General features: G+C 72.2%; 14 protein-coding genes. 9 read left to right on the top strand and 5 right to left on the bottom strand.

The features are described from left to right. Positions 1 to 69 precede the first annotated feature (69 nt). Positions 70 to 3,606: a DNA polymerase III subunit alpha gene (gene dnaE / locus OG710_RS06115; protein WP_330238414.1), complete on the top strand. Its 3,537-nt coding sequence runs from the start codon at positions 70 to 72 to the stop codon at positions 3,604 to 3,606. 87 nt (positions 3,607 to 3,693) lie between these two features. Here dnaE and OG710_RS06110 read toward each other — a convergent pair whose 3' ends face one another. After that, entirely contained in the window at positions 3,694 to 3,873 is a 180-nt protein-coding gene (locus tag OG710_RS06110) for a hypothetical protein (protein ID WP_111332726.1), read from the bottom strand. Positions 3,874 to 4,095: 222 nt separating this feature from the next. Here OG710_RS06110 and OG710_RS06105 point away from each other — a divergent pair, with 222 nt between their 5' ends. The 4 genes from OG710_RS06105 to OG710_RS06090 all read left to right on the top strand — a co-directional run bounded on the left by OG710_RS06105 (position 4,096) and on the right by OG710_RS06090 (position 8,082). Continuing rightward, positions 4,096 to 5,415, top strand: a complete 1,320-nt coding sequence (locus OG710_RS06105) for an NYN domain-containing protein (protein WP_330238413.1) — start codon at positions 4,096 to 4,098, stop codon at positions 5,413 to 5,415. 153 nt (positions 5,416 to 5,568) lie between these two features. Continuing rightward, positions 5,569 to 6,543, top strand: coding sequence for an ABC transporter ATP-binding protein (locus OG710_RS06100; protein ID WP_330242164.1), 975 nt, complete (start codon positions 5,569 to 5,571; stop codon positions 6,541 to 6,543). Continuing rightward, a complete protein-coding gene (locus tag OG710_RS06095; RefSeq protein WP_330238412.1) occupies positions 6,540 to 7,322 on the top strand; it encodes an ABC transporter permease in 783 nt (260 codons plus the stop codon). The genes OG710_RS06100 and OG710_RS06095 overlap by 4 nt, the downstream gene beginning before the upstream one ends. 34 nt (positions 7,323 to 7,356) lie before the next feature. After that, positions 7,357 to 8,082 (top strand): ABC transporter permease, encoded by a 726-nt coding sequence (locus OG710_RS06090; RefSeq protein ID WP_330238411.1) that lies wholly within the window; start codon positions 7,357 to 7,359, stop codon positions 8,080 to 8,082. Positions 8,083 to 8,206: 124 nt separating this feature from the next. Here OG710_RS06090 and ybaK read toward each other — a convergent pair whose 3' ends face one another. From ybaK to OG710_RS06070, 4 genes are all read right to left on the bottom strand, one after another. Next, positions 8,207 to 8,710 (bottom strand): Cys-tRNA(Pro) deacylase, encoded by a 504-nt coding sequence (gene ybaK / locus OG710_RS06085; protein WP_330238410.1) that lies wholly within the window; start codon positions 8,708 to 8,710, stop codon positions 8,207 to 8,209. 24 nt (positions 8,711 to 8,734) lie between these two features. Then, a complete protein-coding gene (locus tag OG710_RS06080; RefSeq protein WP_330238409.1) occupies positions 8,735 to 9,478 on the bottom strand; it encodes an LON peptidase substrate-binding domain-containing protein in 744 nt (247 codons plus the stop codon). A gap of 5 nt (positions 9,479 to 9,483) precedes the next feature. Next, complete coding sequence (locus OG710_RS06075) at positions 9,484 to 10,521, bottom strand: hypothetical protein (protein ID WP_330238408.1); 1,038 nt, start codon at positions 10,519 to 10,521, stop codon at positions 9,484 to 9,486. 221 nt (positions 10,522 to 10,742) lie between these two features. Then, positions 10,743 to 12,344: an oxidoreductase gene (locus OG710_RS06070; RefSeq protein ID WP_330238407.1), complete on the bottom strand. Its 1,602-nt coding sequence runs from the start codon at positions 12,342 to 12,344 to the stop codon at positions 10,743 to 10,745. Between the two features lie 146 nt (positions 12,345 to 12,490). Here OG710_RS06070 and hisD point away from each other — a divergent pair, with 146 nt between their 5' ends. Genes hisD through OG710_RS06050 form a run of 4 tightly spaced genes read left to right on the top strand, consistent with a single transcriptional unit; the run spans position 12,491 to position 15,709 of the window. Continuing rightward, positions 12,491 to 13,813: a histidinol dehydrogenase gene (gene hisD / locus OG710_RS06065; protein WP_330238406.1), complete on the top strand. Its 1,323-nt coding sequence runs from the start codon at positions 12,491 to 12,493 to the stop codon at positions 13,811 to 13,813. Beyond that, on the top strand, positions 13,810 to 14,946 hold the full coding sequence (locus OG710_RS06060) for a histidinol-phosphate transaminase (RefSeq protein WP_330238405.1): 1,137 nt from the start codon (positions 13,810 to 13,812) through the stop codon (positions 14,944 to 14,946). Before hisD ends, OG710_RS06060 begins: the two co-directional genes overlap by 4 nt. Further along, on the top strand, positions 14,943 to 15,545 hold the full coding sequence (gene hisB, locus OG710_RS06055; protein WP_111332755.1) for an imidazoleglycerol-phosphate dehydratase HisB: 603 nt from the start codon (positions 14,943 to 14,945) through the stop codon (positions 15,543 to 15,545). Before OG710_RS06060 ends, hisB begins: the two co-directional genes overlap by 4 nt. After that, on the top strand, positions 15,542 to 15,709 hold the full coding sequence (locus tag OG710_RS06050; RefSeq protein ID WP_330238404.1) for a hypothetical protein: 168 nt from the start codon (positions 15,542 to 15,544) through the stop codon (positions 15,707 to 15,709). The genes hisB and OG710_RS06050 overlap by 4 nt, the downstream gene beginning before the upstream one ends. Positions 15,710 to 15,715 lie beyond the last annotated feature (6 nt).

Here is a 15,715-nt window from a genome sequence, read left to right as displayed (position 1 = left end):
CGCTGACCCCCCAGCCGCCCGAGACGTCCCACGTCCCGTCGTCCCCACGTCCCCCGGAGGAAAAGCGCCGTGACCAAGCCGCCCTTCACGCACCTTCACGTCCACACCCAGTACTCGCTGCTGGACGGTGCCGCGCGGCTCAAGGACATGTTCAACGCGTGCAACGACATGGGCATGACGCACATCGCCATGACGGACCACGGCAACCTGCACGGGGCGTACGACTTCTTCCACTCGGCGCAGAAGGCGAACGTGACGCCGATCATCGGCATCGAGGCGTATGTGGCGCCCGAGTCGCGCAAGCACAAGCGGAAGGTCCTGTGGGGGCAGCCGCACCAGAAGCGCGACGACATCTCCGGTTCGGGCGGTTACACGCACAAGACGATCTGGGCGGCCAACGCGAAGGGCCTGCACAACCTCTTCAAGCTGTCCTCCGACGCCTACGCCGAGGGCTGGCTCCAGAAGTGGCCCCGCATGGACAAGGAGACCATCGCCCAGTGGTCCGAGGGCCTGATCGCGTCCACCGGCTGCCCCTCCGGCGAGGTCCAGACCCGGCTGCGCCTCGGCCAGTTCGACGAGGCGGTCAAGGCGGCCTCCGACTACAAGGACATCTTCGGCGAGGGACGCTACTTCCTGGAGCTGATGGACCACGGCATCGAGATCGAGCGCCGGGTCCGCGACGGGCTCCTGGAGATCGGCCGGAAGCTCGGCATCCCGCCGCTCGTGACGAACGACTCGCACTACACGTACGCCTCCGAGGCGACCGCGCACGACGCCCTGCTGTGCATCCAGACCGGCAAGAACCTCTCCGACCCGGACCGCTTCCGCTTCGACGGCACCGGCTACTACCTCAAGACCACCGAGGAGATGTACGGCGTCGACTCCTCCGACGCCTGGCAGGAGGGGTGTGCCAACACCCTCCTGGTCGCCGAGCAGATCGACACCACCGGGATGTTCGAGAAGCGCGACCTGATGCCGAAGTTCGACATCCCCGAGGGCTACACGGAGATCACCTGGTTCCAGGAGGAGGTCCGGGTCGGGATGAACCGCCGTTTCCCGAACGGCATCCCGGAGGACCGGCAGAAGCAGGTCGAGTACGAGATGGACATCATCATCCAGATGGGGTTCCCGGGGTACTTCCTGGTCGTCGCCGACTTCATCATGTGGGCCAAGAACAACGGCATCGCGGTCGGCCCCGGCCGCGGCTCCGCGGCCGGTTCGATCGTCTCGTACGCGCTCGGCATCACCGACCTCGACCCGATCGAGCACGGGCTGATCTTCGAGCGCTTCCTCAACCCCGAGCGCGTCTCCATGCCCGACGTCGACATCGACTTCGACGAGCGCAGGCGCGTCGAGGTCATCCGCTACGTCACGGAGAAGTACGGCGCCGACAAGGTCGCCATGATCGGCACCTACGGCAAGATCAAGGCCAAGAACGCGATCAAGGACTCCGCCCGCGTCCTCGGCTACCCGTACGCCATGGGCGACCGGCTCACCAAGGCCATGCCCGCCGACGTCCTCGGCAAGGGCATCGACCTCAACGGCATCACCGACCCCAGCCACCCGCGCTACAGCGAGGCCGGCGAGATCCGGGGGATGTACGAGAACGAGCCGGACGTCAAGAAGGTCATCGACACCGCCAAGGGCGTCGAGGGCCTGGTCCGGCAGATGGGCGTGCACGCCGCGGGCGTCATCATGTCCAGCGAGCCGATCGTGGACCACGCCCCGATCTGGGTCCGGCACACCGACGGCGTCACCATCACGCAGTGGGACTACCCGCAGTGCGAGTCGCTCGGCCTGCTGAAGATGGACTTCCTGGGCCTGCGCAACCTGACGATCATGGACGACGCCATCAAGATGGTGAAGTCCAACAAGGGCATCGACCTGGAGATGCTCTCGCTCCCGCTCGACGACCCGAAGACCTTCGAACTGCTCTGCCGCGGCGACACGCTCGGCGTCTTCCAGTTCGACGGCGGGCCGATGCGCTCCCTGCTGCGCCAGATGCAGCCCGACAACTTCGAGGACATTTCCGCCGTCTCGGCCCTCTACCGGCCGGGCCCGATGGGCATGAACTCGCACACGAACTACGCCGAGCGCAAGAACGGCCGCCAGGAGATCACCCCGATCCACCCGGAGCTGGAGGAGCCCCTCAAGGACGTCCTCGGCCTCACCTACGGCCTGATCGTGTACCAGGAGCAGGTGCAGAAGGCCGCCCAGATCGTCGCCGGGTACTCGCTCGGCGAGGCCGACATCCTGCGCCGCGTGATGGGCAAGAAGAAGCCCGAGGAGCTGGCGAAGAACTTCGTGCTCTTCGAGGCCGGCGCCAAGGAGAAGGGCTTCTCGGACGCGGCGATCAAGGCGCTGTGGGACGTGCTGGTCCCGTTCGCCGGGTACGCGTTCAACAAGGCGCACTCCTCCGCGTACGGGCTGGTCACCTACTGGACCGCGTACCTCAAGGCGAACTACCCCGCCGAGTACATGGCCGCCCTGCTGACCTCGGTCAAGGACGACAAGGACAAGTCGGCGATCTACCTCAACGAGTGCCGCCGCATGGGCATCAAGGTGCTCCCGCCGAACGTCAACGAGTCGGAGTCCAACTTCGCCGCCCAGGGCGACGACGTCATCCTGTTCGGGCTGACGGCCGTGCGCAACGTCGGCCAGAACGTCGTGGACTCGATCATCCGGTGCCGCAAGACGAAGGGGAAGTACAGCTCCTTCCCCGACTTCCTGGACAAGGTCGAGGCGGTCGTCTGCAACAAGCGGACCGTGGAGTCCCTCATCAAGGCCGGCGCCTTCGACGAGATGGGCCACACCCGCAAGGGGCTCGTCGCCCACCACGAACCCATGATCGACAACGTGGTGCAGGTCAAGCGCAAGGAGGCCGAGGGCCAGTTCGACCTCTTCGGCGGCGGCGACGAGGAGAGCGACGAGCCGGGCTTCGGGCTCGACGTGGAGTTCTCCGACATCGAGTGGGAGAAGTCCTATCTGCTGGCCCAGGAGCGCGAGATGCTCGGGCTGTACGTCTCCGACCACCCGCTCTTCGGCATCGAGCACGTGCTGAGCGACAAGTCGGACGCCGCGATCTCGCAGCTGACCGGCGGCGAGCACAGCGACGGCGCGATCGTCACCATCGGCGGCATCATCTCCGGCCTCCAGCGCAAGATGACCAAGCAGGGCAACGCCTGGGCCATCGCCACCGTGGAGGACCTGGCCGGTTCCATCGAGTGCATGTTCTTCCCCGCCACCTACCAGCTGGTCTCCACCCAGCTCGTCGAGGACACCGTCGTCTTCGTCAAGGGGCGCCTGGACAAGCGCGAGGACGTGCCGCGCCTGGTCGCGATGGAGATGCAGGTCCCCGACCTGTCCTCGGCCGGGACCAACGCGCCGGTCGTGCTGACCATTCCCACCGTCCGGGTCACCCCGCCCATGGTCAGCCGGCTCGGCGAGGTGCTGAACAGCCACCGGGGCGACACCGAGGTACGCATCAGGCTCCAGGGCCCCCGCAAGACCACGGTGCTGCGGCTCGACCGGCACCGGGTCAAGCCCGACCCGGCGCTCTTCGGCGACCTGAAGGTGCTGCTCGGCCCCTCCTGCCTGGCCGGCTGAGCAGCGGCGCACGGAAGGGGCGGCTCCGCCGAAGCGGGGCCGCCCCTTCCGGTCTGCCGGCCGATGGCCGTACCGGAGAAGTCCCGGTCAGTTGTGGCCGAAGCGCCGCTGATGCTTGCGCGCAACATCGGCAGGGCTGCCCTGGGCCTGCGCCTGGGACTGGCTCTGCGACTCGAAAGCCGTCGAGCGCGCCTCCTGGGTGCCGCGCTCCGCCTGCGAAGCGCGCTCCTGATGGCTGCCCTGCTTGCGGTTCTTGTTCTTGGCCATGGTGTTCCTCCTGTAAGGACTCTCGGGGCCAGGACCACCGTCAGATTCACATAATCGGATAAACATCGCATGTCGGATCATTACCGTGCGTAGTGAGGGGGTATGATGCGCGCTTTTCGCGATCCGCCACGCCGATGATCCAGTTCCGGCCGTCAACCCCGTCGCGGTCGGGCAGACTCGAAGGAACCCTGGGAAAACCCGAACCCGAGTGCCTGGAAGAGGGTGGAACGCGTGGACCGTTGCGTCGTCCTGGTGGACGCCGGCTATCTGCTGGGCGCAGCCGCGAGCCTGCTGGCGGGAGAACCCGCCCGGTCCCGCATCACCGTCGACCACGCGGCCCTGATCCAGCAGCTGCGCGAACGCGCCGAGGCCGACACCGCACAGCCCCTGCTGCGGATCTACTGGTTCGACGGCGCGCCCGACCGCGTCCCGCAGCCCGAACACCGCAGACTGCGCGTCATGCCGCGGGTCACGGTCCGCCTCGGCGCCCTCACCCGCAGCGACGGGCGCTGGGCGCAGAAGGGCGTCGACGCCGCGATGCACGCCGAACTCACCGAACTCGCCCGCAACCGCGCCTGCTCCGACGTGGTCCTGGTGACCGGCGACGGCGATCTGCTCCCCGGCCTGATGTCCGCCAAGGAACACGGCGTCGCCGTCCACCTCTGGGCCGTCCAGGCCGCCGACGGCGACTACAACCAGTCCGAGGACCTGGTCGCCGAGGCCGACGAGCGCCGCGTCCTGGACCGCGCCTGGATCACCCAGGCCGTCCGGGCCAAGGAGACCGGCGGCCCCTGCGCCCCGCCGCCCGTCCCGCGCCCCGAGATCGCCGCCATCCTCTCCGCCCCGCTGCCCGAGTCGGCCCTCGCCGCCTCCGCCGAGCGCGCCTCCCGCGCCGCCGAGCGGACCGGGACCGCGGGCACCGGCGAGGAGGCGGCCCCCCGGCCCGGCGAGAGCGCCGCCCCGGCCGCGCACGGCCCCGCCGCCAAGGGCGTGCCCACCCCCAAGGACCTGGCCGGCACCCTGCGCGGCCCGCTGGGACAGCCCGAGCGCCAGCCGGCACCGCAGCCCGCGGCGACCCTGCGCTGGTCCTCCGACCGGGGCTGGGTGGAGCGCGGCGGCCCCCTCGGCGAACCCGCCGAGACCGCGTCCCTGCCGACGCTCGCCCAGCTCACCAGCGCCGAACAGCGCTGGGCCGACCGCGAGGAGGACATCACCACGGTCGGCGGCGACCCCTACGAGGTGGGGCAGGTCTTCGCCCGGCGCTGGATGGAGCGGCTCCCGGAGACCGGTCACCTGCCCCGGCTGTCCTCCCTCTACCCGCGCATCCCGCACCGCATCGACGGCGAACTCCTGCGGTACGCGGCGCGCTTCGGCCTCCTCGCCCACAAGGACGACCAGATCGACGAGCACGACCGGTACGCGATCCGGGCGGGCTTCTGGCGCGAGATCGACGTGACGACGGCGGCCGACCACCCCCCGGCCGCCGAGCGGGCGGCCGAGAAGGCGGAGAAAGCCGGTAAATCCGGGCCCGCCGGAGACTGAGACCGATTCGGCCGGGGTTCGCTCAACCCGCCGGGCGTTCGCCGCGTCGGTGTCCGATCGGTGCGGCCCCGTGCGTAATGCCGGTTCCCGGACCCCGTACCCTCGTACCTCGTGAGTACGGGGACAGTGCAGGCGCCGACGGCGAGCGGGACCGTGTGCGCGGTGCGCGATCTGGTGAAGACCTACCCCCCGGCACGGGGCCGCCGCGGCGCCCCCGCGACCCCGGAGGTACGCGCCACCGACGGCATCAGCCTCGACGTCCGGCGCGGTGAGATCTTCGGACTGCTCGGGCCCAACGGAGCCGGCAAGTCCACCCTCGTACGCCAGCTCACCGGCCTGATGCGGCCCGACTCCGGCAGCGTGCACATGCTGGGCCACGACCTCGTGCGCCACCCCGAACGGGCCTCCCGGCTGATCGGCTACCTCGGGCAGGAGTCCACCGCCCTCGACGAGCTGACCGTCGCCCTGGCCGCCGAGACCACCGGACGGCTGCGCGGCCTGCCCGCGCGCGAGGCCCGCGCCGAGCGCGACGCCGTCCTGGACGAACTCGGCCTCGCCGACCTCGCCGGGCGGCCCCTGAAGAAGCTCTCCGGCGGCCAGCGCCGCCTCGCCTGCTTCGCCGCCGCGCTCGTCGGGGAGCGCCCGGTCCTCGTCCTGGACGAGCCGACGACCGGCATGGACCCGGTCGCCCGGCGCGCCGTCTGGGCCGCCGTGGACCGCAGGCGCGCCGAGCGCGGCGCCACGGTCCTGCTCGTCACCCACAACGTCATCGAGGCCGAGACCGTCCTGGACCGGGTCGCCGTCATCGAACGCGGCAAGGTCATCGCCTGCGACACCCCGGCCGGGCTCAAGGAGCGCGTCGCCGGTGAGATCCGGGTCGAGCTGGTCTGGCGCGAACGCGCCCCGCTGGAGGTCCCCGAGGTCGCGGCCCTGCGCGCCGTCGCCCAGGAGTCCGGGCGGCGCTGGGCGCTGCGGCTGGCGCCCGACGAGGCGCGGGCGGCGGTCGCCGCGGTGACCGGGGGCGCGGCCTTCGCCGCCCTCGACGACTTCAGCCTGGCGACGCCGAGCCTGGAGGACGTCTATCTCGCGCTCGGCGGCGGCGCGACCAAGGGACTGGTGAAGGCATGAGCGGAATCGGCACGGTGTCCGGGGCGGCGGCGCTCGCCCCGAGGGCCCGGCTGTTCCCCTCCCTCGCGGCCGTCTACCGGGCCCAGCTCTCCCGCGCCCGGGTGGCCCGCATCCCACTGCTGTTCGTGGCGACCTTCCAGTCCATCGGCATCATGGTCCTGATGCGCGGGGTGGTGGACGGCGGCTCCGAGGCGCGGGCCGTCGTCGCCGGCTCCAGCGTCCTGGTCGTCGCCTTCGTCGCGCTCAACCTCCTCGCCCAGTACTTCGGGCAGCTGCGGGCCGGCGGCGGGCTCGACCACTACGCCACGCTGCCCGTGCCGCCCGCCGCCGTGGTGCTCGGCGCGGCCGGGGCGTACGCCTCCTTCACCGTGCCCGGCACCGTGGTCACGGCGGTGACCGGCAGCGTGCTGTTCGGGCTGCCGATGGCCCATCTGTGGGTGCTCGTCGCCGTCATCCCGCTCTCCGGCGCCGCCCTGTCCGGGCTCGGCGCCGCGCTCGGGCTGCTCGCCCCGCGCCAGGAACTGGCCACCCTGCTCGGCCAGCTCGGCATGTCCGCCGCGCTGCTGCTGGGCGTCCTGCCGGCCGACCGGCTGCCGGGGCCGGTGGGCTGGGCGCGCGACCTGCTGCCCTCCACCTACGGGGTCGAGGCGCTGGCCCGGTCCTTCGACAGCCACCCCGACTGGGCGGTCGTCGCCCTCGACCTGGCGGTCTGCGCCGTCGTCGGCGTCGTCTCGCTCGCCGTGGCGACCTGGGCGTACCGCAGGGCGGCGGTCCGGTGAGGCGCGGCCCACGGGCGCCTGGCACGATGGCACGGTGACCTCACCCCTTACGCCACCGCACCGGCCCTCGCCCGACCAATACCAGCACTGGCAGGAGCTGGCCGCCGCGAACGGTGGACAGCACTACGGTTCGACGTGGGCCCCTCCCGTGCGGGAGACCGACCCGGAGGAAGTGCGCCAGGAGCTGCGCAAGGCCGGTGTCGTCGCGGCCGCCGTGACGGTCTCCGGCGTGCTGCTGGGGCTGCTGTGGCTGTGGCTGGCGCCCCGGGTGCCGCTGATCTCCGACGGCACGGCCGTCTTCCTGAACAACAGCGAGGGCGAGGAGTCGATCGGCGCCGACGGAACGTTTGCCCTGCTCGGGCTGGCGTTCGGGGCGGTCGCGGCGGGGCTGGCCTTCTGGTACGAGCGGCGCGGCGGGATCTGGCTGACGGCGGGCCTCGCGCTCGGCAGCGTGCTCGGTTCGCTGCTGGCCTGGCAGGTCGGTACGCGGCTGGGCCCCACCGACGACGTCGTCGCGCACGCGCGGGAGGTCGGCAAGGGGGTGGTGTTCGACGCGCCGCTGGAGCTGCACGCCAAGGGGATGCTGCTGGCCTGGGCGCTGGGGGCGATGGTGGTGTACCTGTTGCTGGCCGCGGCGTGGGGGCCGCGGGAGTTCGAGGGGGAGTGGGCGTCGTACGGCGGGTGGGGGCCGGATGCGGCCCCGGCGCCCGCCGCGCCTCCGGCTGCGCCCTCCGCGCCGTCGCCGGGTGACAAGGCGTAGGGCGCTGCGCGCGGCTTCTTCCCCACCCCGCCCCCTTCCCGAAACCGGGGCGCTGCCCCGGAACCCCGCTCCTCAAGCGCCGGAGGGGCTGAAGTGCGGCAAGGGCTGATAGCGCGGCCGGGCGTCAGGTGCGGGCGATGTCTGCGAAGGTCGCGGCCGTCAGCGTCGCCAGGTCGTCCGGGGCGAGTTCCACCTCCAGGCCCCGGCGGCCCGCCGACACGCAGATCGTGGCGTGGGCGCGGGCCGAGGCGTCCAGGACGGTGGGGAGGCGCTTGCGCTGGCCCAGCGGGGAGATGCCGCCCCGGACGTAGCCCGTGGTGCGTTCCGCCGCGGCCGGGTCCGCCATCGTGGCGCGCTTGCCGCCGGCCGCCGAGGCCAGCGCCTTGAGGTCCAGGGAGCCGGCGACCGGGACGACCGCGACCGTCAGCCGGCCGTCCACGTCGGCCACCAGGGTCTTGAAGACACGCTCCGGCGGGACGCCCAGCGCCCGGGACGCCTCCTCGCCGTAGGACGGCGCCGCCGGATCGTGCTCGTAGGCGTGCACGGTGAACGCCGTGCCCGCCGCGGTGAGCGCGACCGTGGCGGGGGTGCCGCCGGACTGGGCCTGCTTCTTCTGCTTCTTCGCCACGGGCGGGCTCTCTCCGGGTCGCGGTCAGTTGGGGTGCGTCGGGGCGACCGTCAGGTCCACCGCCGGGAGCGACGGCAGATGCCGGATCACCGCGGTCTCCGAGCGCAGCAGCCGCAGTTCCTCGCGGAGCCGGGTCGCGGTGTCCGGGGCCTGGAGGAGGCGCTGTTTGGCGGGGATGTCCAGGACCACCGTGGAGGCGACCAGGTAGGAGACGACCGACGGGTCGTCCGGCAGGTCCGCCCCCGTGGTCAGCGTGCGCTCGCTCGCACCGGCCAGCCGCTTCTGGTAGCCGCGGAAGGCCCGCAGGACGCCCTCCGCGAGGGGGCCCGCCTCGTCGCCCGGGTCCTCCTGGAGCTCCTCCACCTCGGCCACGAGGAACGGGCCGCTCGCGTCCACGGACAGCAGCCGCACCCGGGTCGTACCGGTGGCCAGCACCTCGAAGCTGCCGTCCGCGCGCTCCCGCACGGTCGCCGCGTCGGCGACGCAGCCCACCCGGTGCAGGGCCTGCAGGGGGTCCGGGCCGAAGCCGTCCGCCGGGCCGCGCTCGACGGGCGCGCGCACCGCCTCCGGCATGCCCAGCCCGGTCACGGCGGTCTCCCGGCCGTCCCGGATGGCGACCACGGCGAACCGGCGCGGTTCGTCCTCGTCGAGGGTGAGGAGCTCGCGCATCATGGCGCGATATCGCTCCTCGAAGACGTTCAGGGGCAGCACGAGGCCAGGGAACAGCACCGCGTTCAGCGGGAACAGGGGCAGGCGAGCGGTGGTCACAGCGGTCAAGCGTAATGGCCGCGCGCCCGTCCCCGTCCGGCACCGTGGCGCAGAGGCGTCGCCGAGGCCACCCGCAGCCGTGCGCTCTCCCGCGCGTCCAGGAACCGGCGCAGCGGATCGCCGGACACCGACGCCCACGGGAACGACGCCGCGTGCGGCCCGATCCGGCGGAACTGCTCCAGCGCCTCGCCCCACCGGCCCCGCACCACCAGGACGTACGCGAGCAGGTTGCGGACCTCGGCCGGCCACGGGTCGCCGGGGGCGAACGAGGCCGACAGGGAGATCGCCAGGTCCGCCGCCGAGTCGATCCGCTCCACCTGCACCGAGGACGAACGGGTGCCCGCCCCCTCGGAGATCATCGCGAACGCGGCCCGCAGCGGCAGCGCCCGCACCAGCGAGCCGGCCGCCGAGTCGTGGGCGGCCCGCTCGGCGAAGTCGAAGCACTCGCGGTGCGAGCCGTACCAGGCGGCCGACAGGTACTGGAGGGCGGCGACATGGCAGCCGTAGTGGTGCGTCGAGCGCCGCAGGGCCTGCTCCCACAGCGCCTCGAAGGTGGTGTGCGTGGCCTGGGTGCCCCGCGCGTGGTCCAGCGCGAGGCGCCAGGGCACCGGGTCGCGGGGGTCGCCGGCTGCGGCGGCCGTGATCAGCGGGCCCACCTCGCGCAGCTGCTCCGCGCGGGCCGGCGACTCCCAGGCGTGGTCGACGGCGAGCTGCGCCTTGACGAGCAGGGCGTCGGGGTCGCGCGGGGCGGCGGTCAGCCACTCCGCGAGCCAGCCGCCCCGGTTGCGGGCGAAGACGACGAGCCGCCGCAGATAGCGGTCCCGGCGCTCCCACTCGGCCCCTTCCCTGGTGGCCGCGAGGAGTTTCGCGGCCGGTCCGTACTCCCCGGCGGCGGCGGCCACCAGCGCGGGGGAGAGCCATTCGTCGGGGGCGTCGAGCAGCACCGTGTGATCGGCGGACAGCCCGGTGGAGAGCACCGGGGAGTGCCGGATCACGCGCGCGGTTCGGAGCAGGGCGCTGAGGAAAGGCATGGTGCAGACCATTGAAAGCGCAGGTGGGAGCCGCGCCAAGGGGAGTGCTGTGAAGTTTTGGTGCTGAGTGGACGCACTGTCGGGGCCACGGTCAAGGAGAAGTAAAGGAACGCGCGGATTGTGGCTGATTCTCTACGGTCATGGGCAGAAGGCCCGTGATCTGTCCCGGCGGAGCCGGGCCCCGGACGGCCCGCCGTACCGGGGCGGTCCCGGTACGCGTCGGACCGGCCGGTTCAGCCGCGGCGCAGCAGCCGGGAGGCGCCCGCCGCGACCGTGGTGGCCAGTATCCAACCCAGCAGGATCAGCGCGGCGGCCATCCACTGCCAGCCGCCCTCCATCCGCCAGTAGCCGTCCTGGCCGAGGTCGATCACCGGGATGAGCAGATCCAGCGCGTACAGCGCCGCGTTCCACCGGGGATGCTCGTCGCCCTTGATCGCGGCCGGGTCGTACCGCGAGAACGCCAGCGTGCCCGCCGCCCACAGCACCGCCATCCACACCGCGGCCCGCCCCGGCCGGTAGCCGTACGCCACCGTCCAGTCCTGGAGGTAGCCCCAGAGCTTCCCGGCCGGCGGCAGGGTCTCCCGGCGGCGGCGCTGCTTGGCGAGCAGCACCTCCCGCGCGTCCGCGTCCTCGCCGCTGTTGCGGAGCACCGCCGCCAGCCGCTCGTACGGCTCCGGCACGTACTCCGGGGTCGCCGCCGCCACCCACTCCAGGCGCCGGGACAGCGGGAAGTGCCCGTACGGGACGAGGTTCTCGTACACGAACCCGCCCATCGCCAGACCGCCGGGGCCCGGCCAGCTCGTCGAGACGTCGATCAGCGTGACCACCTTCGCCCCGTTGAGCACCACCCGGCCGTGCACCGGGCGCTCGGGGTCGAACCGCAGCTCCGGCGTCACCGTCCGGCGCAGCGACAGCTCCTCGTGCGCGTCGAGCACGAACACCGCCTTGTGCAGGTCCACCGCGTCCCCGAACCTGCCGTCGTCCAGCCGCACCCCGCCCCGGCAACGGAACACCTGCGAACGGGTGCCGCGGGCCGGGGTCGGCGAGGTCGCGATGCCGTACGGGGGAGTGGTGCCCTGGAAGCCCGTGTCCAGGCTGACCCACGCCTCGCTCATGTACAGCGTCCGCTCGACGCTGAGCTGCGGCGCGTTCAGCGCGCGGCGGCCCCGCACCGCGCGCAGCCGGCTGCCGCGCAGGCTCAGCGAACCGCCCACCTTCGCGCCGCGCAGACTCAACTCCCCGAGCATGTCCACCATCTCGGCCTGGAGGTCCTGGGCGACCGTGAGCCCGTCCCCGAGCAGCGCCCGCCCCTGCCGGTCCGGACCCACCTCGATCTGGCTGACCAGCAGGTCCGTGCCGATCTGGGCGTCCGTGAGCCGGATGCCGCGCTCCACCCGGCAGCGCGGCAGATGCAGATCGCCCTCCGTGCGCAGCCGGGCCGCCTCCAGGCGGGGCACCGCGCACCCCACCAGCCGCAGCGTCGTGAAGTGGCACTCGGGGAACGCCACCTCCTCGTCGAACCGGCAGCCCGTCAGCTCCACATAGGGATCGACGCGCCCGCCCGCCAGGTCCAGCTTTCCCGTGATCCGTACGCCCCAGAGCTTGAGCGCCGTCACCCGGCCGGGACGGGCCGCCGGGCCGCTCAGCAGGAGCCGGGCGACCATCCGGGCCGCCACACTGCGTTCGGGGCCCCACTCGTGCGGGGCGAAGGGATCGTCCAGGACCCGGTCGCGGGTCCGTAGGTCGTAGGTCGTGCCGTTCCGGAAGGACTGCCACATGCCCAGCTCCGCCGCGCTGAGGCCGTCCGGGAGATCCTCGTCGTGCAGCTCCGTCACCGGTGCCCCTTTCGTTCGGAGGCGTGATCCCGTTATTCCCTCTGAGTGACCGGATGAACGCATATAGTCAGCCGTCACAGCGGCGGCATGTATCAGCCAGTGATACGGCCGTCCGGTCGTGCGCGGCGGTCTGCGAGAATTGCGGTGTGATCTCTCGAATCGATCTGCGCGGCGATGCCCTCCCCGAGGGCGGCGCCCTGCGCGACCTGCTGCCCCGTGCCGAGTTCGACGTGGAAGCCGCCCTGGAGACGGTGCGGCCCATCTGCGAGGACGTACGCCATCGTGGCTCGGCGGCAGTGATCGACTGGGGAGAGAAGCTCGACGGCGTCCGGATCGAGTCGGTCCGGGTGCCCGCCGCGGCCCTCGCCCGCGCGCTGGAGGAGCTCGATCCGGCCGTTCGCGCCGCCCTGGAGGAGTCGGTCCGCCGCGCCCGCCTCGTCCACCGCGCCCAGCGCCGCGCCCCGCACACCACCCAGGTCGTCCCCGGCGGCACCGTCACCGAGAAGTGGGTGCCCGTCGACCGCGTCGGCCTCTACGTACCGGGCGGCCGCGCGGTCTACCCGTCCTCCGTCGTGATGAACGTCGTCCCGGCCCAGGAGGCGGGCGTGCCCGGCCTCGCCGTCGCCTCGCCGCCGCAGCGCGCCTTCGGCGGACTGCCGCACCCCACGATCCTGGCCGCCTGCGCCCTGCTCGGCGTCGACGAGGTGTACGCCGCCGGCGGCGCCCAGGCCGTCGCCATGTTCGCCTACGGCACCGAGGACTGCCTGCCCGTCGACCTGGTCACCGGCCCCGGCAACATCTACGTCGCCGCCGCCAAGCGCCTCCTCAAGGGCCGCATCGGCATCGACGCCGAGGCCGGCCCCACCGAGATCGCCGTCCTCGCCGACGCCACCGCCGACCCGGTGCACGTCGCCGCCGACCTGATCAGCCAGGCCGAGCACGACCCGATGGCCGCCGCCGTGCTGGTCACCGACTCCGAGGAGCTGGCCGCCGCCACCGAGGCCGAACTCGTCACCCAGGTCGCCGCGACCAAGCACGTCCAGGAGCGCATCGAACCCGCGCTGACCGGCCGGCAGTCCGCGATCGTCCTGGTCAACGACCTGGAGGACGGCCTCACCGTCGTCAACGCGTACGCCGCCGAACACCTGGAGATCCAGACCGCCGACGCCGCCGCCGTCGCCGACCGGGTCCGCAACGCCGGAGCGGTCTTCGTCGGCCCCTGGTCGCCCGTCTCCCTCGGCGACTACTGCGCCGGCTCCAACCACGTACTGCCCACCGGCGGCTGCGCCTGCCACTCCTCGGGCCTGTCCGTGCAGTCCTTCCTGCGCGGCATCCACATCGTCGACTACACGCGCGACGCGCTCGCCGAGGTCACCCACCACGTGGTCACCCTCGCCGAGGCGGAGGACCTCCCCGCCCACGGCGCCGCGCTCAAGGCCAGGTTCGGCTGGAAGGTTCCCCAGCAGTGACGCACAGCAACGCCGGCGGCCCCACCGCCAACCCGTGGGACGCCCTCCCCCTCCGCGACGAACTGCGCGGCCAGTCCCCGTACGGCGCGCCGCAACTCGACGTCCCCGTACGCCTCAACACCAACGAGAACCCCTACCCGCTGCCCGACGCCCTCGTCGACCGCATCGCCGAACGGGTCCGCGAGGCCGCCCGCGACCTCAACCGCTACCCCGACCGCGACGCCGTCGAACTGCGCACCGAGCTGGCCCGCTACCTCACCCGCACCGCCGGACACCGGGTGGAAGCCGCCAACGTCTGGGCCGCCAACGGCTCCAACGAGGTCCTCCAGCAGCTGCTGCAGACCTTCGGCGGGCCCGGCCGCACCGCGATCGGCTTCGAGCCCTCCTACTCCATGCACGCCCTCATCGCGCGCGGCACCGGCACCGGCTGGATCTCCGGGCCGCGCAACGAGGACTTCACCATCGACGTGGACGCCGCCCGCGCCGCCATCGCCGAGCGCCGCCCCGACGTCGTCTTCATCACCTCCCCCAACAACCCCACCGGCACCGCCGTGGACGCCGACACCGTCCTCGCGCTGTACGAGGCCGCCCAGGCCGCGAAGCCGTCGATGGTCGTCGTGGACGAGGCGTACGGCGAATTCAGCCACCACCCCTCGCTGCTCCCGCTGATCGAGGGCCGCCCCCACCTGGTGCTGTCGCGCACCATGTCCAAGGCGTTCGGCGCCGCCGGGCTGCGCCTGGGCTATCTGGCCGCCGACCCGGCCGTGGTCGACGCCGTCCAGCTGGTCCGGCTCCCGTACCACCTCTCCTCCGTCACCCAGGCCACCGCGCTCGCCGCCCTGGAGCACACCGACACGCTCCTCGGATACGTCGCGCAGCTCAAGAGCGAGCGCGACCGGATCGTCACCGAGCTGCGCGCCCTCGGCTTCGACGTCACCGAATCGGACGCCAACTTCGTCCAGTTCGGCCGCTTCGACGACAGCCACACCGCCTGGCGGCGGATTCTCGACCGGGGCGTCCTGGTCCGGGACAACGGCGTACCGGGATGGCTGCGGGTCTCCGCGGGAACCCCGGCAGAGAACGACGCGTTCCTCGATGCGGTGCGCGTACTGAAGAAGGAGCACGACGCATGACTCGCGAGGCCCGCACAGGACGAGTGGAGCGGACCACCAAGGAGACCTCCGTGCTCGTCGAGATCAACCTCGACGGCACCGGGAAGGTCGACGTCTCGACCGGGGTCGGCTTCTACGACCACATGCTCGACCAGCTCGGCCGGCACGGGCTGTTCGACCTCACCGTCAAGACCGACGGCGACCTGCACATCGACTCGCACCACACCATCGAGGACACCGCCCTCGCGCTGGGCGCCGCCTTCAAGCAGGCGCTCGGCGACAAGGTCGGCATCTACCGCTTCGGCAACTGCACCGTCCCGCTGGACGAGTCGCTCGCCCAGGTCACCGTGGACCTCTCCGGCCGCCCCTACCTGGTGCACACCGAGCCCGAGAACATGGCGCCGATGATCGGCGCCTACGACACCACGATGACCCGGCACATCCTGGAGTCCTTCGTCGCGCAGGCGCAGATCGCCCTGCACGTCCACGTCCCCTACGGACGCAACGCGCACCACATCGTGGAGTGCCAGTTCAAGGCGCTCGCCCGCGCCCTGCGCTACGCCAGTGAGCGCGACCCGCGCGCGGCCGGCATCCTCCCCTCCACGAAGGGCGCCCTGTGACCGGCCTGAGCACCATCCTGATCGTCGTCGGCCTGTTCCTGGCCGGCGGGGTCTACTCCTTCTCCAAGCAGGGCATGCCCAAGGGCGTCATCGTGCTGCTCTCCCTCGCCTCCGTGATGTGCCTGGTGGCGGGCGTCCTGCGTATCCAAGGCATCTGGGACTAGGAAGCG

Source organism: Streptomyces sp. NBC_00525 (assembly GCF_036346595.1).
Classification (GTDB): domain Bacteria; phylum Actinomycetota; class Actinomycetes; order Streptomycetales; family Streptomycetaceae; genus Streptomyces.
Note: the sequence above shows the minus strand (reverse complement) of the source record. Positions and strands in the feature narration are given on the sequence as shown.